Source organism: Flavobacterium sp. OHVDL-2026-0007, from assembly GCF_059882335.1.
Window position 1 is genome coordinate 1,684,262 of record NZ_CM187612.1, and the last position, 23,168, is coordinate 1,707,429.

General features: G+C 35.6%; 10 protein-coding genes. All 10 read right to left on the minus strand.

What is annotated here, in order from left to right; translation table 11 throughout:
- Nucleotides 1-478 precede the first annotated feature (478 nt).
- Nucleotides 479-2,155: an endo-1,4-beta-xylanase gene (locus AC51AA_RS06400; RefSeq protein ID WP_500704899.1), complete on the minus strand. Its 1,677-nt coding sequence runs from the start codon at nt 2,153-2,155 to the stop codon at nt 479-481.
- Between the two features lie 34 nt (nt 2,156-2,189).
- Complete coding sequence (locus AC51AA_RS06405) at nt 2,190-3,221, minus strand: DUF5627 domain-containing protein (protein WP_500704900.1); 1,032 nt, start codon at nt 3,219-3,221, stop codon at nt 2,190-2,192.
- A 51-nt stretch (nt 3,222-3,272) separates the two neighbouring features.
- Nucleotides 3,273-5,009 (minus strand): RagB/SusD family nutrient uptake outer membrane protein, encoded by a 1,737-nt coding sequence (locus AC51AA_RS06410; protein WP_500704901.1) that lies wholly within the window; start codon nt 5,007-5,009, stop codon nt 3,273-3,275.
- A gap of 28 nt (nt 5,010-5,037) precedes the next feature.
- The gene (locus AC51AA_RS06415; RefSeq protein WP_500704902.1) at nt 5,038-8,061 is read right to left on the minus strand and encodes a SusC/RagA family TonB-linked outer membrane protein; all 3,024 of its coding nucleotides are present in this window, start codon (nt 8,059-8,061) and stop codon (nt 5,038-5,040) included.
- A gap of 43 nt (nt 8,062-8,104) precedes the next feature.
- The gene (locus AC51AA_RS06420; protein WP_500704903.1) at nt 8,105-9,994 is read right to left on the minus strand and encodes a RagB/SusD family nutrient uptake outer membrane protein; all 1,890 of its coding nucleotides are present in this window, start codon (nt 9,992-9,994) and stop codon (nt 8,105-8,107) included.
- A gap of 10 nt (nt 9,995-10,004) precedes the next feature.
- Nucleotides 10,005-13,211 carry a SusC/RagA family TonB-linked outer membrane protein gene (locus tag AC51AA_RS06425; protein ID WP_500704904.1) on the minus strand — a complete coding sequence of 1,069 codons (3,207 nt, stop codon included), beginning with the start codon at nt 13,209-13,211 and terminating at the stop codon, nt 10,005-10,007.
- 1,313 nt (nt 13,212-14,524) lie between these two features.
- Complete coding sequence (locus AC51AA_RS06430; RefSeq protein WP_500704905.1) at nt 14,525-16,471, minus strand: glycoside hydrolase family 97 protein; 1,947 nt, start codon at nt 16,469-16,471, stop codon at nt 14,525-14,527.
- Between the two features lie 129 nt (nt 16,472-16,600).
- On the minus strand, nt 16,601-17,938 hold the full coding sequence (locus AC51AA_RS06435) for a glycoside hydrolase family 43 protein (RefSeq protein WP_500704906.1): 1,338 nt from the start codon (nt 17,936-17,938) through the stop codon (nt 16,601-16,603).
- 1 nt (nt 17,939) lies between these two features.
- Nucleotides 17,940-20,414 carry a glycoside hydrolase family 31 protein gene (locus tag AC51AA_RS06440; protein WP_500704907.1) on the minus strand — a complete coding sequence of 825 codons (2,475 nt, stop codon included), beginning with the start codon at nt 20,412-20,414 and terminating at the stop codon, nt 17,940-17,942.
- Entirely contained in the window at nt 20,411-23,005 is a 2,595-nt protein-coding gene (locus AC51AA_RS06445; protein ID WP_500704908.1) for a glycoside hydrolase family 31 protein, read from the minus strand. The genes AC51AA_RS06440 and AC51AA_RS06445 overlap by 4 nt, the downstream gene beginning before the upstream one ends.
- Nucleotides 23,006-23,168: the final 163 nt, after the last annotated feature.

Sequence of the window (23,168 nt, forward strand, 5' to 3'; positions counted from 1 at the left end):
ACATAAACAGTAAAATTTAAATTAAAAAAATAACAATATACCAAAATACGAATAACCCTTCCAATAAATTATACTAATTTGATAGCATAGGAAGTCATTTTATAAAAAAAACACAAAACAACACATATTCAATAAAAATTAAAAAAAAAGGAACATAAGTAACAAAAAAACTCTTAAACCAGTAATTAAAAACTTAATTTATCACTATCAGTATAGCACTCAACTTAAAAACAATTCAAAAATGCTTAATCATCAATTAAAACAAACGGTTGTTTAATCAAAAATATTGATTTTAGTTAGTGAGAACACTTTATTATTTGATAAGTAATAAGTCTTCCTTTTCAATAGAACAGCGCTATTTAATCCATAATTCCCTGACTATAAATCACTCCTGCCCATCCGCCAAAGAATAAATGCAGACTGGCCGATGCAATCAAAAAATAATTACATCGGCCAGTTAATCTATTTTAAAATTATACTATTTCATCATTTTAAGTCCTTCTGCAAAACCTGCATATGCGGGTTTGCGGATAAACTCTAAATTCCATAAAGCTTGTTTCTCTCCAGGAAGCCAAGAAGCCTCTTTTCTACTATCTGTAATGCCCCAAATGGTGATACCGTACCTTTGTTGGACAGGTACATACTTTGTATACATATCCGTTACATATTGATACATTTCTGCTTGCCTTTGAAGAACATCCTCCGTTACATTGGTCGTTTCTACTTTTACATCAAGTTCGGATACTTTTATAAGCTTTCCTGTTGCAGCAAGTAATTCAAACATTGCAACTATATTTTTTTTATCTGAATGAATACTAATGTGCATTTGGGTCGCTATACCATCCACTTTTTGACCTTTACTTTCAATATATTCAACATATTTTATAAGACCTTTGCATTTGTCTAAATTGTATTCCAGATTATAATCATTTATAAACAATTTATCTGTTGCATTTCCATACTTTCTTGCGAGTCTAAAAGCCTCAACGGCATACTCTTTTCCTAAATAGTCCTGCCAATAAAACTCATCCGAAGCTAGCGTTTTGCCAATTCCTGTTTTTAGTTCATATGGTTTTCCATCATCCATTGGTTCATTAACTACATCCCAAGCCTTTACAAAAGGAGCGCCCTTTTTAACCATCCCTGCAATCCAATTTTCCAGGCTTTCACTAATAATATGTTTCTTCTCCTGAGTTGTTTTCACAATTATTGTACTTCCACCTGTTGGGTTATACTTCTTTAGAGTGATGTTGTCAAAATAGTACGTTGTGGCAGTACTTCCCAAATTCAGAGCAATTGCTCCACAGGTTGCTTGTTCAGCAGAAACGGTAATCTCCTTGGTATAAGTTGTCCAGCTGGTCGTAGAGGGAATGGTACCAAAAAAATCCCAATGTTTATAAGCTCCGGCGGTCACATGTGCCTGAGTAGAATAAGATGCGTTAACATCTGAACGCACATCCATTTTAAGCTGATATTTTTCACCTACTTTAACCGAAGGAGAAAACTTCAGAAAGAGCTGCGCCTCCCAGTCGCTGGCACGAACAACAGCATTGGTTAATTTAAGCGCTTTACCAGAGCCATTTGCCCCCTGACCTGCAGCAGTAAAAGCAGCTGTTAACTTTGAATTTATCTCATAGTTTGAATTGTTCTCTGTTTCAAAGTCATTTCCTATTACAAGATCCCAACTAGGACCTCCTGTTGATGGAATTACTACCGGCGCAATCAGACCATTTAAAAAGGCAGCGTTTTGATTTGCATGCCAACATAAAGTGTGTCCAAATACAGTAATACCTGATTGTTGAGTGGCTGAGAGCAATTTGGTAACTTCAGTTAAATCTAATGTACCATCCTTCTGAACAATTGCTCCATGTTTCATTTCATACCCTACAGTAATCTCGTTAAAATTTCGGTCAACAAGCCTTTTAACTAACCCATCCGACACATATTCTGAGAGTGAAATCCCAGCGCCTAATTTAAAATCAGGGTTATTTGATCTATCTATATATGTTTTTAAATCTGCATAAGCATTTATTTTCTCCTGATTAGCAACCGTAATTGGTTTATCATAGTTAAAATCTAAAACTCCATCATTTGCACAAGAAAAGACCACCGCAGCAACGCAAGAAACCAGTACTAGTTTATATAATTTATTCATATCATTTAAAGTTATACTTTTAATTAATCTTTAGTTATTTGGCAACAGGAGTAAACAATTCAGAAGTTACACCTCTGTCACGTAATACCAATGTATCTTTTGTTGTCAGACTAAAATCCTGAAAATTAACTTTATAATCAAGATACAGCGCATCGCGGTCTTTACTTCCCCAACTGTTTTTTTCTCCTTTTTTTACAAACTTCCCCGTACCCACAGCGGTAAACAGTGCATTATTTCCAGATACTGTACAGTTATTTTTATCATCAAACGTAAGTACCAGATTAAAATTAATATTTACTCCGTTATTATCTTTTACTGTTACAGGAAAATCAATACTACTCATTGAGAGGGTATTTATTCTAGAAACCTGATCATACTCTACATACTGATTGTGTCGACTTAGTACTCTGTTAAGGCTCGTATTTCCATTATTTCCAACAAAAATGTCTTTACCTCTTCGCAAATAAAATCCGTCCCAAGGGTTTACATATTTAATAGCATAAAAGACAAAATCTTTAGGAGCAACACTCCAATCGGAAACTAATGCTTTTAAAGGATTTACAACAAGTGCTTTTCCTGACAAAATAGAATCGGCATTTACAACTTTTGTCATTTGTAGCGGAATAACATAATTCTTTTTTACTGCAAGCGGGTCTGCAAAAAAGGCAGCTGTCAATTGCACTTCGATCCCTCCAATTATCTCACCTTTTGGAATAACAATTTTATCACTTAAAAGAGTATAGTAATTGCTAGGCATTGCCGTAATTTTATCCCCCCCATTAGTAAATAACAGATTTGATGTAAAAGAATCTACAACTGAAACATCAATTATGACCTCTTTATCATTATCATAGACACCACCTAAAGTCCCCATTATCTTACATTTATACTGATTATCTAATGTGGTATCAAATATATCCTCCCCCAAGGTTATGGTTCTAACTGGGAACTGATAGGCAAAATAAACAGCAGTATGCTCATAATCTTTAAAATTCTGATCTTCGTTAGTACAAGATGTCAATAAGACAAAAAGGACCGTAAACATTAAAAATATCTTGTTTTTCATTTTTCTTTAATTAATTTAATACAATAAATATCTTGTAAAGATTCTCCAATCCTACCAACCTTTATTTTGAAACAGGGCGTTAAACTTTAGGACTTCAGAATATGGAATAGGTCCATATTTCATATACTCTTGGAAAAGTCGCTCTTCTACCGTGATTTTTTGATAAGTACCCGCCTGAATCTTTACGCCTTCAGCAGCAACGTTTAAATTCAAATTCCATCTTCGCAGATCCCAAAATCGATAACCTTCAAAACACAATTCTAATCGACGCTCATTTCTAATCAAATTACGCATCGCTGCCTGATCAGATTTAATTGATTCCAAGTATAAATCAGGCTGCCCTATTCCAGCTCGTTTTCTTAAAGCCTGTATGACATCATAGGCCGAGAATCCGGCAGAACCAACCGCTATTGGGCCCCAAGCTTCATTGGCAGCTTCGGCATAAATTAGATATAACTCCGTATATCGCATACGAGGCTTATAATGTCTTTGATTGTTTACTGCATTAGGATTTAAATTGACATCATGTCTTAATAATTTATTCATATAATACCCAGTTCTGGTGGAGGTTCCAACTTTATTCAATGCATCATTTGTAGTCCCATCACTTGCAGTTGTTATAACAGTATTAGTTACTCCAGCTGTAGCTTGATTTACCAATATAAATTTTTTCAAACGAGGGTCGCGATTTGCGTATGGGTTTGCGGCATTGTAATTACTACTTGTATTGGTAATAGGATATCCGTTTGCTGCAGGAAATGCATCCACTAAATTTTGCGTTGGGTTAATACGTCCATTTCCAAAAAGGGTTGGAGGAAAATTATCACTTTCTAAACTATTACTTTCTGCAATATCTCCTCTCCAAATTACTTCTTTAGGATTTACTCCTGCACCTAAACTACTTATTTCAGCAGCATTATTATACCAACTCAATCCGTTGGGGTCAATACCAGCTATCCCATGGTTAAGATTTAGTAATTCTCCAGCGTATTTTGCTGCACTTTCCCAACTAGTGGTACTTGCTGTACTAAAGGCAGGGCTTGCAGCTAGCAAAGCCGCTTGAGCTCTTACTACTTGTGCGATCCTAGAGGACATTCTCTGTCTTGCATATTGGCCAAAAACACGATTATAATCGGCTAAATTAGTGTACCCTACTGGTAAAGTGGCCGCATCTTCAAAATCTAACGGAAGTAATTCTACGGCCTTTGCCACATCTGAATACAATTGCTTCATACAATCCTCAAATGAACTACGGGCAATATTAAAATTTGAGTTTGAAGTCTCCGGTTCTAATAAAATCGGAACCCCTAAAACCTCCCCATTTGAAGCAACTCCCGCATGTGCTTGCAACAGATAATACATATAAAGAGCACGTAAGCCATAAGCCTCACCTTTCAGACGGTTTCTAAATAAAAGACTTACATTCTCGTCTTTTGCCCATGTAACTTTATCTACTTCAGCAAGAAATATATTCAAATATTGTATCGCACTTTTTGAATTTGTCCATTGATTTAGTGGGTTAAAATTGGCCGTCCACTGCCCTGTAGCTATTTTAAGATAACTACTATTGATATCATTCGTTACCGCATCATCTGTCGCGACATCATTAAAAGACCAAGAGTTTCCAGGAAGTCTAGTATAGGCATTTAGAAGAATTCCTTGTGCATACTCAGCCTCAGCATACATATCTTCCAATCCTCTGTTATTTTCTATTGCAGGCTCAATCAAATCATCGCAGCTACAAAAAACAAACATCACTGATATAAAAATTAATAATTTTACTTTCATAATAATTAAATTAGGTATTTTTTAAAATTTAAAATAATGCTTTAAGACCTAGATTAAAGAATCTATTATGCGGCGCGCCTCCAATATTTAATTCCATAAATCTTCTTTCTTTGGCAACTGTCAAAAGATTAGCTCCCAATGCATAAACGCTAAGCTCGCTAAAGAAAGTTTGTCTCAGCATCTCTTTTGAAAAATCATAACTAACCTGAACCTTAGCAAGATCAATACGGTTGGTACTATACATCCAGAAATCAGACGAGCGATAATTATTATCACTGCTTAATGTCGTTAATCTCGGAGAAGTTGCCGTGTTTTTGGTTTCTTCTGTCCAGCTGTTACGAACCTCTACAGAATATTTATCTTCACCATCCATCCAATAATAGGAATTATTTTTCATCCCGTAAGCGCCGGTCTGACCTGTAACCATAGTGAAAAATGTAAAATTATTCCATTTGGCTGTAAAGTTAATTCCATAGGTAAACGGCGCTCCATACCATCCTGCTTTACCTAAATAAACTTCATCTTGCGAATCGATTATTCCATCACCATTTTGATCTTTATATTTGATATCTCCAGGTTTAACTTGTCCAAAAGTTTGCGAAGCAGAATTATCAATGTCAACTGCATCTGTAAAGAAGCCTTCATTTTCAAGTCCCCACAAAGCATCTAATGGCCTTCCTTGTCTGTTTTGATAACTATTCTCATATAGTTCTGCTCGCTTGGAAGCCTCTGTATTTAAATAAGTTCCGGTAAATCCAAGAGCCAGATCAACACTTCCAACCTTTTTATTAAATCTTAAATCAAAATCAAAACCTACTCGCTTATCATCATTGTAATTAATATAAGGGATAAAAGAAGAGTTAGGCCAACCAGTAGTATAATAACTTGGATACAAACTCGCTGCCTGAATGACATTTCCTGTCATTTTATTAACAAAGACATTACTGTTTAAGGTTATTAATTTTTTAAGAAAAGAGCTTTCTAAACCAATACTTATCTCTTTTCTTTTAGCAAAACTAAGATCTAGATTTTCACCTCTTCTGGAATCTGTACTTCTATTAAGGGCCCCATCTCTCCAACTGTACCACGCACCATCTGTTTGGGTATATACACTCTGATACATATAATAATTATTAACATCTAAATCGGTATTTAAGATACCTGCTGAAACTGTTAATTTCAAATCATCTACAGCACTTACATTTTTCATAAACTCTTCCTGTGACAACTTCCATCCTAATGACATGGTTGGAGAAAATGCTTCTCGCTTTCCTTTAGCAAATTTGGCTGAGTGAACAAATGCACCATTAAATTCTACAAAATATTTTTGATCGAAATTGTATGCTAAATTCAAACCTAAATTGGCATTGCTATTTTTGTGATATACTTCGGATTGTGACTGCTGAAATCCAGAAGCAATAAGCATAGCCGACAAATTATGCTGCTCTTTTATTTTTTTAACATAATCAAACTGTCCTGAAAATGCAATGGTTTGAGTAAAGGCACTATTGCTTATATTTTGTACACCTGATTTTGCATCCTTACCGTACTTTGTTAAAGAACTAATTTGATCAAATCCTGCATAAGTATTCCAGGCAGCTTCATAGGTAGCGTACCCATTATTATAAGATTGGTTATATGAAGTTGCGTAATCAACTGCAAAATTAGTACGGAATGACAAACCCTCTACTAAATCACCCAACTTCACATTAACACCAGTGTTAAATTGAAACTGACGACTGGTAAATGTATTATATCCGCCAGCATATATATCAGCGAATGGATTGGTAGAATTAAGCTGGGTACCGCCCAAAACATATTGATTGTTTATTAAATAATTACTGCTATTGGCTAGTGCTAATGTTGCCTGATCTCCAGACTCAATCATGCTAATTGGCAATAGCGGACTAAACAAATATGGTCTTAGCGTGGCCGCACTTTGCCAATAATCCGTATTTACTCCTCTTGAATTTGAATAAATGGCATTGGTACCAATTGTTGCAGATATCCTATCATTAATACTAAGATCAACATTTCCTCTAATATTAAATCTATTATTTTTATTATTTGCTGCCTCACCAAATTCTTGTAAAGCATCCTGCGCAGACATAAAATTAACAGCTGTATAGTATCTTGCTACTTTATTACCTCCTGTAATTTCAATGTTTGCATCGTAGTTAAAATAAAACTTCTTTACATACTCCGGTGCGTAATAATTAACATTTGCATACCTGAATGGGTTTTTACCCGAAGCATAATTATAAATTGTCTCATCTGAATATAACGGATCTAAACCATCATTTGATCGAGCTTGATTATAGTAATGCATGTATTCGGCAGAACCCAAATACTTGGGTAGGCTTTTTGGTATTAATACACCATTATCAAGTCTTGTGCTAATCGTTTGCTTTTGAATTTTACCTTTTTTGGTTGTAATGTAAACGACTCCTTTTGCAGCACGGCTTCCATAAAGTGCCGTTGCAGATACTCCTTTTAGAAAAGTAATCTGATCGATTTCTGTAGACAACACAGAACTAGCCTCACGAGGAAATCCATCTACTAATATTAAGTAGCCACTCATACCCCATACATTATCATTAAATCCTCCAACAAGTGCCTTAGCTCCGTCCAGACTATAGGTTGTATAGTTTTTTTTCAATATTTCTGGGACATTTATATAGGAAATTCCGCCCATTAAATTATTGGCTCCTTCTTTTTTAAAAGCAATCTGTACCAAATCTGCCTGGTCAAGTTCAAGACTTAAATCATCAATTCCTAGAGTAGCCTTAACAGACATCGTTTTATATCCTTCCGCCTGAACTACTAAATCGCTATCAGGTGTGACCGTAATGGAATAACTACCCGTAACATCAGAAGCCATAGAAACATTATCTTGCTTACTTATTACCCTGGCATTCTCAATTGGCTTACCCTCCGCTCCGCTAATAATTCCTGTCAAAATTATTTTCTGATTATTTTGTGCAAGAATTTTGGCAGGTAACAAAGTAAATATTACAAAACATAACACTATTTTAAGTTGTATATATCTCATTATTCTATAATTTTATTTTTAATTTATTAAAATAATCTATCAATTACCATCCTGGATTTTGTCCAAATTCTAAGTACATATTCACATCTGCATTCTTTAAGGGCAGCCAGTAGTGCTTCTCAGAAAATTTTCGTTCTAATATTACAACTTCGCGAATATTAAGCACTTTATTCTGACTCGGATTATTAGTGTCAAATGTACCAGTACGATCAAATTCAACTGATTTTTTCAACGTATAGGGACTTTCAATTAAAAGTAACCAACGACGTAAGTCATTAAAACGATGGCCTTCAAAGCTTAATTCAACTGCACGTTCACGTCTAACCTCATCCATAAATGAATCTAGTCCTGCCATATACAGTGCTGCTACATGACCAACTCCGGCTCGGTCTCGAATAACATTTATAGCATCAACAGCTGTTTTTGAAAACTGTGGATCCTTGCCTGTTGCAGCCCCATAACCTTGAGCTGCCGCTTCAGCATACATTACGTAAATATCTGACAAACGCATCCACGGAAGGTGAATATTAAGATTGTTGCCATAACCAAATCCATCATCAAATTTATTTGCCGTTCTAGGAATGAACTTATAAAGTAAATAACCTGTTCTGCTGCCCGAACTTATATTTCTATAACTACCGCTGGTATAAAGATTTGCATATCGATTTTGTTCTTCATTAGCTGGCATAGATCCAGTAACACATTTTACACCATCATATACAATGTCATTATAAAAACGTGGATCTCGTCCTTTCCAAGGATACTGTGGGTCATATCCTGAATCGGGATCTGCTTTGGTAATATCCTTAATTGGCATCCCGTTAGCCATTCCATAATTATTAACATAGTTAGATGTCGGCAAGAACTTCACATCACCATCACATATTTGAGGTGCGGGCTGATACTGTTTCGACGTTCCCCAGTTCGATCCATTTGCTCCAAAATAAGGACCTCTAAATATAGCTTCTGTAGCCCCGGGCATTTTCCAGTTACCACCTGTTGTATAAAAATTATCGCTGTATTTATTAAAGGGAACCAATTTATACTGAGACGCACCACTTTCAGTAATGGTCAATAATTCTGCAAAAGCTTTTGCTGCTTTTTTACAATATTCAGCATTATAACCCGCTGTTCCTATCGATACTTTATTCATCAATGGACTTCCTGCCCATAGATAATTTTTTCCTAAATAACCTAAAGCCATTATTTTATTAATACGAAGCTCATTTTTCCCTAAAGTTCTCTTTCCTATATCAGTATCATCCCAGTTAATTGGTAATAAATCCGCCGCTTCTCTAAAATCGCTAGCTGCTTTATCTGCACATTGTTGATAAGTAAGTCGTGGTAGTTTTAATGGCTGATCACTTGGAAGCACCTGATCAATATAAGGGAGTCCTCCAAAATACTGCATGAACTCGAAATGAAACCATCCTCTAAAAAATAAAAGCTGTCCTTTTATCATTCTCTTTTCTTCTGCCGTGTACTCCGTCATTTTATCAATATTGGCAAGCCCAATATTTGCTTTACGAATCCCTGCCCAGCCTAATGTCCATAAATCTTTATTCATACGATCATTATTCGTACTTACAGTTCTTCTGTTCATCCATCCTGCCTGCCATCCGTCAAATTCGGACTGCCATCCCCAAAAATCTCCTTTATCAATTTTACATACAAAATGAAAATCACGTGCTGTTGACTGAATTTCATCTTCACCCCAATTCCAAGAATTTGTCCAGTAGCCATTGGTAAAATCAGGAATAGATTGGTATAATTCTTCTGTAAATCCTTGAAAATTTTCAAAATTTTTAAATGCTTCATCTGACGCAATATCAGAATCGGATGATTTTTCAAGATAATCCTCGCATCCTCCCGCAATAAAAAGCAAGCTTAAAGCAATACTGTACTTTGCTATAGTTTTAATATATTTTTTCATAGTTGTAGGTTTAAAATATAATATTAGCTCCTAGATTAAATCGCTTTACCGTCGGATATGCACCTTGTGATGCCCAGCCAGTTCCGGCAAAATTTGACTCTCTGTCATCTGGCATTTTTGACCATAAAAACAAATTATTTCCATTAACATATACGCGCAGACTTTGGAGACCGGCCCCTTTTATCCATTTTGATTTTCCATCAAATGTATAGGCTATTTCAGCGTTCTTTAAACGTAGGTAAGAGCCGTCATACATATACCTGCTTCCACTATTGTACCCACTTGCGGTAGAGAGCCAGCGGGGCATTGGAGAGTCCGCATTTGTATTGCCTGAAGACCAAAAAGATCCTTGATCATAAACGACATGGTTTTGCTCGGATAAACTAGTTAAGACTACTTGTCTGGTCACATTACTTACACCATAAAACTGTACAAAGGCACTAAAACCTTTCCAGTTGATACCAAAAGTCGAATTGTATGTGTTTTGCGGCGTTCCAGAATAGCCGAAAGGAATATTATCTTTAGCATCTATTACACCATCTGCATTGTAGTCTAGTATATTATAATTACCTGGCAATTTTTGCCCATCATTTGTGCTTTGAATTGTACTGGCGTATAACTCATCCCAAGTATTGTAATAACCGTGGCTAACATAGGAATAGCTTTGTCCAATTGCTTTTCCTTCCCCTTTTTGATAATCTGGTAGTAATTCAGGATTGTCAGCACTTATAATTTTGTTCTTAGTATGGGTAAAACTCGTATTTAACCATAGATTCAAGCCATTCCCTAAAGTATAATTAAACTTAAGTTCAAGCTCATACCCTCTGTTCTGGACCCTTCCAAGATTGGCAACGGGAGCAACTGCACCATAGTAGGAAGGTATTGCTCTTCTAAGACCGTCTAGCAAAATATCACTTCTGTCTTCACTATAAAGATCAAAAGTTCCTGAAACCAATCCTTTAAAAAAACCAAAGTCAACTCCAAAGTCGCTCTTTTTTGCTTTTTCCCAATGCACATCAGGATTACCTACTGAACCTTCTTTGTACCAAGTGTAAGGACTTGCTTCTGCGGTTTCTCCGGTAGTTCCTAGGAGTGCTTTACCCCCATATGCCCATTGGGTCATATAAAGCCATCTACCATTAACATTATCATCTCCAATTTCTCCATAAGTTGCGCGAATTTTTAGTAAATCAAGAAATGATGCTGTTCCTTTCATGAAATTTTCTTTAGAAATAATCCAGCTGACACCTCCCGAGGAGAAAAAAGCAAAACGGTTTTCTTTACTAAATTTTTCAGATCCGTTGTAAGCACCATTATATTCAATAAAATACTTATCTGCATAATTATAGGTGGTACGGAACACCCAATCTTCTCTATAATGAGGGATTTCACTTCCAGTAGCAGTCTGATTTCTGTTGAAAAGCCCCAAAACTCCTATGTCATGCTTTTCAGCAATTTTTGTATGATAATTTAATTGTAATTGATAAAAAAGGTTTCGGGCTGAAACCCTATTATCAACAGTACCCGCACTCGGCGACCACTTTATCCCTTCCTGAAAATCAAATCTGTTATTAAAATCGAAACTGTTTTTATAAAGAACCAATCCTGTAGTGGGATCGATCCATTTCTGCTGTACATCATTGTACAAATCGCTAATACCTCTGTTGTTTTCAACGAAAGTATTATCAAGTGCAATCATTCCTTTAAAGCTTAATCCCTTAGCGATCCCGTCTAAATTCTGTTCGAGAGTAAAATCGGTGTTTAACTTTGTATTGGTAACATATTGCACACCACTTATGGCTAAATTCAACACGGAATTAGATGCTTTTCCTTGATTGGGAGCATAATATCCCCAAGAACCATCCTCGTAGAAAGGAAGAAAAACATCAGGAGCAGTTGAATAGGCTGCATCCCACATAGGATACTCGCTTCCTGAAGCTCCCCAAGGACTTTTTTTAACGCCATGCGAACCGGCAAGTCCTACTTTAAAAACGGTACTAGGCGTGATTTGAAAATCTAAATTACTTCTCACATTTAGACGATTGTAACCATACCCTGCATCATAACCTCTGTTATTACTATATTTTTGAAAAAGGTCTCCCTCACTCATAAAATCTGCACTAGCAAAATACTTAACAAACTTAGTTCCTCCGCTCACATTTAAGCTGGCATTATAAGAGATAGCATAATCTTTAAACAACGTTTTTTGCCAATCTACATTAGGATAACGTTCTGCCTCTGCAGTATTTGCAGGAAATCTATATTTATCAATTATTGCTTGGGGTAAATAATCATTCCAACTTGCTGGACTTAAAGCTAATTCGTTTTCGATTGCTCTGTTTTTAACCATAAGAGCATCATATGCATCTAATTTTTCAGGCAATGCTGAAGGAACTTTAATAGTCGTATTAAAAGTAGTTCTAATCAAAGCGGCTCCAGAACGTCCACGTTTTGTCGTTATAAGGATAACTCCATTGGCTCCTCTAACTCCATATACCGCAGTAGCAGATGCATCTTTTAAAACCGAAACACTTTCTACAGAAGTAATCTCCACACTATTCATGGATCGCTCCACACCATCTACCAAAATAAGAGGCTGCGCATTATTCCACGTACTTGCTCCACGAATAAAAAGCTGAGGATCCTCCTCACCTGGCATACCTGTACTTGCAGAAGTGATTAGACCTGGCACATTACCTGTTAAGGCTGCTCCAATACTATTTACACCACCAGCACGTTCTAAAGTTTTACCTGACACCTGCGATATTGAAGCAACTAAACTGGCTTTCTTTTGCTTTCCATATCCCACGACAATAACTTCTCCAAGATCTGTCTGATCTTGATTCAGTACTGCGTTAATTTCTGAACTCCCTCCTACAGGGAGCTCTAGTGTTTTAAAACCTACACTGGTAAAAACCAAAACAGCATTAGGAGAGGAAACCTTAAGCACATATTTACCATCTATATCCGTAACCGCAACTCCGTGTGGCGCTCCTTTTACCATTACATTTACTCCTGGAATTCCTAAATGGTCATTGGCAGAAGTAACACGTCCTGTTATAATAATTTCTTGATTAATTTGAATTACTGACCTATTTAAAAAATTTATCTCTTTTTTCTCAGCAGCCTGTAATCCTCCTGTAAACAAAAGCGGAACCAAAACTCCCACCGACAGATATTTTACGTCATTAAAAATTTTACATAATTTTATTCTCATATTAATTAAGATGTTTGAACTAATTATTTATTTATTTTTTGCTTCAATTGATAAGCAGTGTAATCTTAAAAATCAAGAAGAGTACTTGATAAAAAACAAGATGTACTTATGATCTCTGTAGTTTTCATGTGGAATTGTGAATCATTCTATTTTCTGTTTAAAAAAAAAAATCGTTAATACCATTTTTACAATTCCTTCCACTTTTCTTCTCGCTTAATCCTTTATTATGATGTCGCCCATTTGAGTGAAATGTGAATTTTATGTTAACAAATGTATATAAAAAAACAAAATACACAACCGCTTGTTTAATTTTTTACTGACAAAACAGAAAAAAAACACACAAATAAAAACATATTATGTATTTATTTAGATAAATATATGATGATATGATAAATTAATAGGTATTTTACATACAAACGATGTTGCTTATTTAAAATATCAGGGCAAATAATAACAATTGTATATTTTACACTTATTATTAATTTGTTATGTTTTTATAGGACTAAAACTACAAATAAGTCTCTAAAACAACTGATTATCAAGATAAAATACCTTTAGCATGGGTTTTACTTCGGTTAAAATCATTTGAAACCTTAAAAAAAAGCAACCGTTTGTGATAAATATTAAGTTTGTTTTTTATCCCATTGACTTCTAGATTTCTAACACTGAAATGAGCCTCTTTTTTTATCTGCAAAGCTTTAGACAGCACTGTGATCTGCCTTTATTTAAAAAAGTGGGTTCAAATTTGATGGCTACTGAAAAAGTTGTTTTTAAGAATTATTGTTTAAAAGGCAGTAGCGTGATTTTATTCCTTTTTACTTTAATCTTTAATTACAATCATAAGTCTTTTTAAATCGTAGTTTGCAACAAAAAATGTAGTTTACTACCTTCCTTGTATGGTTTAATTGTTCCCAAGGATAGTATACTCAGGAGAATCAATGATAGGCTTGATTATTCCTTTTCTATGAGGCGCTCTTAAAAAGGACATTATAAATAATGGTCGTACGGTTAAAGACCTTTAGAGGCATGGAAAAGCCATTACTACTGCGGCTTTAGTAAGGAGACGAATCCCAAGTCCTTAAACTTCGACAAAGTAATTAAAACCAACAAATAGATCCTACCCTAAAAAACTACTTATAAAATAAAAACGCTTACAACCGATCTTTAAATCAGTCATAAGCGTTTTTTTACTGTCCAAAAAACGACCTTAATCAAAACATGTTTTTAAGTGACCTCTCCATTTTGAGCCAGCTTTTTCAAAACCATATCAGAATTATAGTCTATTTAGAATAATGCCATGGGATTCTACTTCCTTAATTCGTGAAGAGTATTCCACCATTGTTAGGTATTTTTATTTCAACTTTCTGGTCTTTGTTTATTTTTATTAACTCGACTTTTCCGTTGAGTTGATCGTCATCAGTATAGCGCCTTAATGCCGTACCAGCAGCCAGCATATCTAATTTTACTTTTACATTAAGTGTTTTCTTTTCACCATTAACACCTGCAATATACCATTGGGTTCCCTTTCGACGAGCTAAAAGTACATATTTACCCGGATACCCTTCTAGAAAACGGACCTCATCCCATGTTGTGGGTACTTCTTTCATAAAATCTATAGCCCACAGAGGTGCATCGGTTAGGTTGTTTGGTGCCAATGCAAAGTGCTGTACGCCGCTTTGAAAAAGGACTGCCGTCGCTAAGGCAAATACATCAGAAGTGATTCGTTTTGAACCTTTATTAGGCGTATTATCACTGTTATAAAATTTATTCAGGGCACTTCCTCCAAAATCCATACTTCCCACTGTGTTTCTAATAAAGGTATGTATTGAAGCATTTACAGCTTCATGGTCACAGCTTCCTTGCCCAAAATGCAGATTTTCACTTGCTAAAACAGCCTCACTAGCTGCAAAATTAGGATACATACGCTCCCATCCTCTTGGCAATGTACAACCATGAAAAATAACCATTATGCCAAAATCATTTGCATCTGTCAAGATGTCTTCATACAGCTTCATGGTTACTTGTTTGTCACCTCCAAAAAAATCCACCTTAATTCCTTTTACGCCAATGCTTTTCATCCATGCCATTTCCTGACGACGCACTATTGAATTGTCCATCTTTCCTCGTGGTCCTTGAGGCGCGTCATTCCAAAACCCATTAGAGTTGTACCATAAATACAAACCAACACCTTTTCCTGCGCCGTATTGAGCTAATTCGGCAATTTTATTTTTGCCTATCTGTGTATCCCAAAGTGCATCAATTAAAACGGTCTCGTATCCCATTTCAGCACTAAAATCGATGTATTGTTTTTGAACTGAAAAAGTCGTGTTACTATCCATTTTCATGATCCAACTCCAAGAACCTTTGGTATATTGGTATTCTTTTGAGGCTTCATATTTTGATTTAACCAAATCAAAGGCAATAGTCGTTTCAACGATAGGAGCCAAATTTTCTCCTACTGTAATCGTGCGCCAAGGCGTTTCACCCATAAGCGGTATACCAGGTGCTGTGGTACCATTTCCATTATTTTCTCCTGCCATTGGAAATCCGATCGTATATAACCCATTATCATGGCCAATTAACCTGCTGGCGCAATAATTACTGTCTACACCTGTTTCGGAGATTAAAACCCATCCCGAATTATTTACTTTAAAAAGACTTGGAAAGGTATACCCTTCACCTATTCCGTTTTTACCCATTTCTCCATCTAAAGTATAACTTGTCTCATAACTTGGACCAGTTCTGGCAAAGCCTGTCATTGCTTTACTTTGCGGACAAAGAAACGTCGTTGTTCCTACCGGGAGAACAAAACTGGACACTTCTTCCTGCACTACGCAGGAAAGAGCATCATTTTGCGGATACACTTTATATTTAAAAGCTACATTATTATTACTTACTCTAAATACCACATCAATTGCGGCTTTATTATCTTTACTAAAAGAAAATATAGCTTCGTTTGCCTGATAATGTACATTACTTTGTTTAATATTCGACAGCTGATAGTTCTGGTTAATTTGACTTTCAACTACATCAGGTTTTAGTATCAGTCCTGCACTAAAATCCGCGACATTGGTTTTCAATCCAAGCGGAGATTTTTCTATAAAAGTCTTTTCATTAAACACAACGCTGTAAGCAGGCGTTCCATTATCGAGAATAAACATGGAAACTTTAAGTTTTCCATCTGGGCTTTTTACAACTGATTGTGCATGTAGGTTAAAAAGACTTACCAAACACAAACATATAACATATTTAATATTCATAACAAGCTATTGGTTAATTAGTTAAAATTTTATTCTTTGTTTTTTTACGGGATTGTACGCATACTCAAAACACTCCTGCTTGCGTTTTAACATACGAGTTCATTGTTTTTTTCTTTTCTTTTAAAATTATTATTTAAAAATCCACCAATCTAAATTAAAGAGTGATGCTCCACTTCCTTTAAAAACAAAAAAAACATTATGTACTCCTGTTACCTTTTTTATTTTAGCTTCGAAGGTTTTCCAGTTCTTTAAATCTCCCGTGTTTTTCACATCGCAAGTACCTAAAAGAAGCCCATCTTTTTCATCTAATCGGATCTCTATTTGACCTCCCTTGGCAGAGGAAGCCTCTACCTGAAACTTTTTGGCGCTTTTACTAAAATCCACTGCCTTTACTTCAATAAAGTCGTCATGGTCTATTTTAGTTACAAACACTCCTCTATCCTCATTTTGATCCGACTTTACACCTTCACTCCAAGCCATCGTTTCAGCTTCCACTCGTTTAAACGGATTGATTGTACCAACGGGATTAGGGCCATCGACAGACCAATAGGACAATGTGTTGATTGTTCCATCCTCTTTATAAACAATTTCGTCCAGATCAACAGAGCGTCTTTCGTAAAATGTAGACGTTTCTCTTTTTAGAATATCGTAACTATGTCCAAAACAGTACGACTTACCTTTATAATCAATAATTCCTGGATGGTTCCCTCTGGTTTTATCACTTGCTTCAACTATCATTCCTTTATATTCCCACGGACCTGTTGGAGCCTTACTCATCGCATATCCTATACCCTCTGGACAGCAAGTTGACGCATAAGACAAATAATAATGCTCCTTGTGTTTATAAACCCAAGGACCTTCTTGATAATTTAATGGCTTTGTTGGCTCTTTTATCACTTCACCTGAATAAGATATCATATCAGGATTTAATTTTACGTAATATAAATCAGGATTTCCCCAAAATAAATAAGCTTGACCGTCATCGTCAATAAAAGGATTCGGATCAATATCGTTCCATAAATGATCCGTTTCAATTAAACGTTTTCCTAATGGATCTTTAAAGGGTCCGTAAGGACTATCACTAACTAATACACCTATTCCCTTTCCGTGCATTGGGCTATAAAGATAAAATTTACCATTCCTCTCAATACATTGCACAGCCCAGGCACCATTATCATGTTTTACCCAATCAAAATCTTTTAAAGAGGCGACTACACCATGCTCGGTCCAATTTACCATATCTGTTGAAGTATACAGTAGCCAGTTAATCATTTTAAAACCTTCTGCATCGTCTTCATCATGAGAAGTATATAAAAAAACGGTATCCTTATATACCATTGGAGCAGGATCTGCGGTGTACTTGGTTTGAATAATGGGCCGCTGTTTAATTTCATTTTGAGCATTCCCATTGAAAATGATTAACATCAGTAACCCGATCGAGGCTGAAAATTTTATTTTATTTCTCATCTTATAGTTTAATTGAAATTTTTTGTCCTTCATAATTGATTATACCATCAAAATTAACTTCCCTTTTGTCTCCAGTTCCTGTGTTTACAGTTGCCTTTACGATTTTAAATTTGCGTTTAGTCAGCATATCTTTATATGTTCCTTTCTGCCTGTCTATCGTTAATATTTTCTTGGTATCATTCCACTTAAATGTAATGGTGGAATAGTGACCCTTTTCATAATTATAATTATCTCCTTCGTCTTCATAAAGAATAAATTCACCCTCAGCTCCTTCGTAGATTCTAATTTCAAGGTCATCCCATTTCTTTTCATTTACATATTGAACTTTAGGCCCAAAAGCAATAATACTACCAGCCTTAATATATAAAGGAATTTCATCTATTTTCGTTTCCTGATCAATTTCCTGACCACCTGTATATTGCTTATTGGTCCAGAAGTCATACCATAGAGTACCAGCAGGTAAATAGACTTTTTTTGTCTTTTTCTGATTAAAGTCAACCACAAGACTATTGGTATTGTCACTTATCTCTTTTTTATTCCATCCTGTATCTTCATTGGTTTTTACAATTGTTTCAGGAGTATATTGCGCATTAACAACAGGTGCCACTAATATTGATTCACCAAATAAATATTGATTATTCATATCTTTGACCTTCTCATCATTAAAGTCCATTGCTAAAGCGCGCATCATACTGGATTGCTCCTTTGTGATTTTCCACGCATTAGAATAAATATAAGGTAGTAAGGCATAACGCAGGTTGATTGCCTTTTCGATGGCATCGTAAATTGGTTCTCCTTTTTTTCCAAACTGATATATCTCCCTTGGAATATCGGTACCATGTGAACGCATCATGGGTGTAAAAGCTCCGAATTGTAACCAGCGTACGTACAACTCTTGATACGACTTGTTGTTTGCCCCAGATCCATCATTTGAACTTCTATTGTAGGCTCCTGCAAAAAAACCACCAATATCTGTATTCCAGTATGGGATTCCGCAGAGGGAGAAATTTAATCCTGCTGGAATTTGATTGCGAAAGGTTTCCCAAGAAGAATTAATATCACCAGACCAGGTATTTGCTCCATAACGCTGCTGTCCTGCGAATGCTGAACGCGTTAAGACAAAAACCCTTTTGGCAGATGAAAACTCACGTTGATGATCATAAACCCCGCCCACGGTCATCAATGGATAAGCATTTCTAACTTTTCTAAAGGAACCCAAAAATGTTTTATTGTCAAAATCTTTAGGCTTAAAATCTAAATGATCGGGTTCAGTAGAATCCATCCACCAGCCGTCAATTCCTAAAGAAAACAATCCTTTGTTTAAGTATTTCCAGTAAATTTCTCTTGCTTCAGGATTGTAAGCATCATAGACTTGTACACCTGAAGGAAAATTCATATCAGGCGGCCAAGTTTCTTTTCCAGATTGCGGCCAGGTTTGGAAATCCATCAACATATTTTTATCTTTCATTTCCTGGAATTGTGGCGTTTTCGGACCAAAAGAAGACCAGATAGAAATCAGCAGGTGGGCATTTAGAGCATGAATATCATCCACCATTTGTTGCGGATTTGAAAATTCAGGATTTAAAAAACGCATTCCGTTCCAATGATAATTATCGCCCCAGTATTGCCAATCCTGAATTATACCGTCTAACGGAACACCTAAATCGCGGTATTTCTTGACTACTCCAACAGTTTCATTTTGACTTTTATAGCGCTCTTTACTTTGCCAGAAACCAAAAGTCCATTTAGGAAACATCGGCACTTGACCTGTCAGATCACGCATTTGCGCAATGACACCATCCGCCTTAATACCCTTCATAAAATAATAATCTATACCATCTGCCACTTCTGATTTAAAATAAGTCTCTTCAGAGTTATCGCTAAAATCTGTTGGCGAATAATTATCCCAAAACAATCCATATCCTTTATCAGATTGAAAAAAAGGCACAAAATCCCAAGTGTTGTTCTGTACCATATGTATTTTTTGATTTCGCTGAGACATTTTTCCGTTTTGAAGAATTCCTAATCCATAAACAGACTCTTTTTTATCCAGAACAAACGACTGCGTTATAGCATAGGTTTTACTGCCTGTATCATCAAAATCAGTAAAAACTGCACCTGCTTCTTTTTCATTTAATAACGGTTCACCACTTGGTGTTTTAAAGGATACACTACCGGAATTCAAATTCAAAAAAACTTGTAATCCCTTACTTTTCAGTAGAACCGTACCTTCTTTTTTATCTATACTAAATTTTGTCTTTTGGGGTGCTTTAATTACAGACAAACTCTTTTTTTTAAAAGTATCTTTTTCAGGATATTTTATAATTCGGACTATTTCCGGACTGTAAAACTGAATTTCAACTGTAGTGGCGTTCACAACTGCTTTGAGACCTAATGCTGTTTTTTGATAAGATTGGGCATACCCAGCCATACCAATCGAAGATATTGCCAATAGTAATAGATATAATTTTCTCATAATTTAAAAACTTCTTTTTTTCCTAAATAAGTAACCAGTAACGGTTTCGTTTGTGAATTTGAGGTAATTAAAATAATCCTAAATTTCCTTTCTTTCAACATTCCTTTAAATGAACCTTTTATGTCATTAATTATTAATTGCTTTTTAGCATTCTTCCATTCCAAACTAATTAAAGAATACGCATCCTTTTCATAATTGTAATTATCTCCTTCATCTTCATAAAGAGTAAATTCGCCATCAGCTCCTTCGTAAACTCTTATTTCGAGCTCATCCCATTTTTTTTCACTTGTATATTGTACTTTAGGACCAATAGGAAGTATCGCACCTGCTTTTACAAACAATGGAATTTTATTTAATGGTGCTGCAACTTCAATATTTTGCCCTCCTTTAAATTTTTTTCCACTCCAGAAGTCATACCATTTAGAGTCTTTTGGCAGATAAACCGTCCAATCTGTAACACCTGCGTTAGTAATAGGGGCGACCAATATCGATTTCCCAAACATGTATTGGTAAGGCTGACGTACTGCATTTTGATCATTTTGAAAATCCATCACAAGAGGTCTCATAAAAGTGGAACCTACTCTAATTTTTGACGTTTCTGAATATATATAAGGCAGTAATGTGTACCGTAGATTTAACATTTCTCTCATATTGTCTTCCACTTTCGGACCATACTTCCAGGGTTCTGTTTCTGTCTGATACCCGTGCATCCTAAATATGGTGCTAAAGGCTCCCCACTGAAACCATCTGGTCAACAATTCATGAAAATTTTGATCTGCGTACTGCCCGCTTCCAGGTCTAAAAAAGCCACCAATATCCGTTGTCCAATAGGGCATTCCTGTCAAAGTAAAATTCATTCCGGAAACAATTTGTCTTTTAAAACTATCCCAGGTCCCACCAATGTCACCAGACCAATTTATTGTTCCGTATCGTTGCTGTCCTGCAAATGCCGAACGTGTTAAAATAGCCACACGCTTTTCAGAATTTGTGCTTCGTTGTCCTTCATAAACGGATTTACTCACAAATAATGGATATGTCAGACGGTAAAAATCACCTGGTCCTTGATGTGTAACAGTGCCGACAAGGGCATCGTTTTCAGGTTCCGTTGCATCCATCCACCAACCGTCAACTCCACTAGAAAATAAATTATCATTTAAGGTGTTCCAATAATTTTTTCCTGTTTCTGGATTAAAATAATCCAGCCATTTTGTATTTGGAATGTACATTCCATTTTCAACATATTGTTTGCCTATCGCAGAATTTTTGTCTGGATTTGACCATATTGAAATAGCAAAATGGGCCTTTAAGTCATGTAATTCTTGGATAAAACCCACTGGATTTGGGTAATTATTTTCATCAAATTGAGGCACTCCCCAGCCATTATCCCCCCAATACTGCCAATCTTGTACAATAACATCTACCGGCAATTCTTTTTTACGAAACTCTTTAATGGTATTAATTAAATGCGCGCTGGAAGTATAACGCTCACGGCACTGCCAAAAGCCATAGGCCCACAAAGGTAACATAGGCACTTGTCCAGAAACAGTTCGATACGCAGTAAGTACCGCATCAGTATCTTTTCCATTAAAAACGACATAATCTAAAGCTTTAGCATTCGAGGAACGAAAAGTAGTGGCGTTATCTGTTTTTCTAAAAGACAATTTAGGTGTATTTGCAGCATTACAAACTATTTGAACAGAATGCTCTCCAACACTTAAATTTAAAAGCGCACTAACTGCAGGGGGAAGCCATAAATTGGATTGGTCAATTACCTTTTTACCATCAATAATTAAAAGATGTTGGCTGTCCATATCGCCCAAATCTAACATAATAGAATATTGTCCTTCTTTTTCTACCTGGAATTTTCCTTTGTATAACACTTCTTTCTGGGTCATTTTTTGAGTCCCTGAAGTAGTCGTTACCTCTACTTCTTTATCATTTTCTAAAGATTTTTCATTTTTAGAGAGTGCAACAAAATTATTGTTTGGATTAAATTCTGTAATCCCATATTGATGCCACAGGATTCCATATCCTTTATTTGAATATAAAAAAGGGATTGCTGTTTGAGTATTAACCTGAGTTAATTTTCGGCTAATGTTTTTTAAGTTATAATGTCCGTCTTGAAATTGTCCTAATCCAAAAAGAAATTCATCCTCAGGAGAATCAAAACTTTGCTCTATTTCAAAACAAGGATTTCCACCGACACTACTTAAAGACATTCTTCTGCTGTCTGCCTTTTCGCTTAAAAACACATTTCCTTTGCTGTCTTTAAATTTCAATGCTTTGTTTTTTTTATTAAATACAACAGTCATCGAGGCCGTCTTCAATTGAATTTCATCCTTGTTTTCTGTGACTTTAAAATCAGGAACTGCAACTTTATTTACCAGAATTAACTCTAGCTCTTCTTTTATATTTTCTGTGTTTATTTGAATTCTAATCGCATTTGATGTTATTGGAATAATATTCAGTGTCCCTTCATTTAAAGGTATAGAAAGATGATCTTTATGCAAAGTATAACTAGTATCGGCACTTTTAAAACTCAATAGCAGGAATAAAAAAATTAGCGTAATAAATTTCAATTTAAAAGTCATTTTTATATCAATTTAAATGTTTACTTGTTCATGATCGCAACAAAGGCTGCTTTGGTGCTGTCCTTTGAAAAAGTCCAATAATTTCTCGTTATTTTTGGTTGGGTAACTTTTACAAGCTCCAATGGCGAGCAAGGTCTATATCCTTCCCTTATTTGGCAACCAA

Excerpts from the sequence above, each read along its gene's own strand:
- AC51AA_RS06400 (WP_500704899.1), bottom strand. The coding sequence starts at position 2,155 with ATGAATAAATTATATAAACTAGTACTGGTTTCTTGCGTTGCTGCGGTG.
- AC51AA_RS06405 (WP_500704900.1), bottom strand. The coding sequence starts at position 3,221 with ATGAAAAACAAGATATTTTTAATGTTTACGGTCCTTTTTGTCTTATTG.
- AC51AA_RS06410 (WP_500704901.1), bottom strand. The coding sequence starts at position 5,009 with ATGAAAGTAAAATTATTAATTTTTATATCAGTGATGTTTGTTTTTTGT.
- AC51AA_RS06415 (WP_500704902.1), bottom strand. The coding sequence starts at position 8,061 with ATGAGATATATACAACTTAAAATAGTGTTATGTTTTGTAATATTTACT.
- AC51AA_RS06420 (WP_500704903.1), bottom strand. The coding sequence starts at position 9,994 with ATGAAAAAATATATTAAAACTATAGCAAAGTACAGTATTGCTTTAAGC.
- AC51AA_RS06425 (WP_500704904.1), bottom strand. The coding sequence starts at position 13,211 with ATGAGAATAAAATTATGTAAAATTTTTAATGACGTAAAATATCTGTCG.
- AC51AA_RS06430 (WP_500704905.1), bottom strand. The coding sequence starts at position 16,471 with ATGAATATTAAATATGTTATATGTTTGTGTTTGGTAAGTCTTTTTAAC.
- AC51AA_RS06435 (WP_500704906.1), bottom strand. The coding sequence starts at position 17,938 with ATGAGAAATAAAATAAAATTTTCAGCCTCGATCGGGTTACTGATGTTA.
- AC51AA_RS06440 (WP_500704907.1), bottom strand. The coding sequence starts at position 20,414 with ATGAGAAAATTATATCTATTACTATTGGCAATATCTTCGATTGGTATG.
- AC51AA_RS06445 (WP_500704908.1), bottom strand. The coding sequence starts at position 23,005 with ATGACTTTTAAATTGAAATTTATTACGCTAATTTTTTTATTCCTGCTA.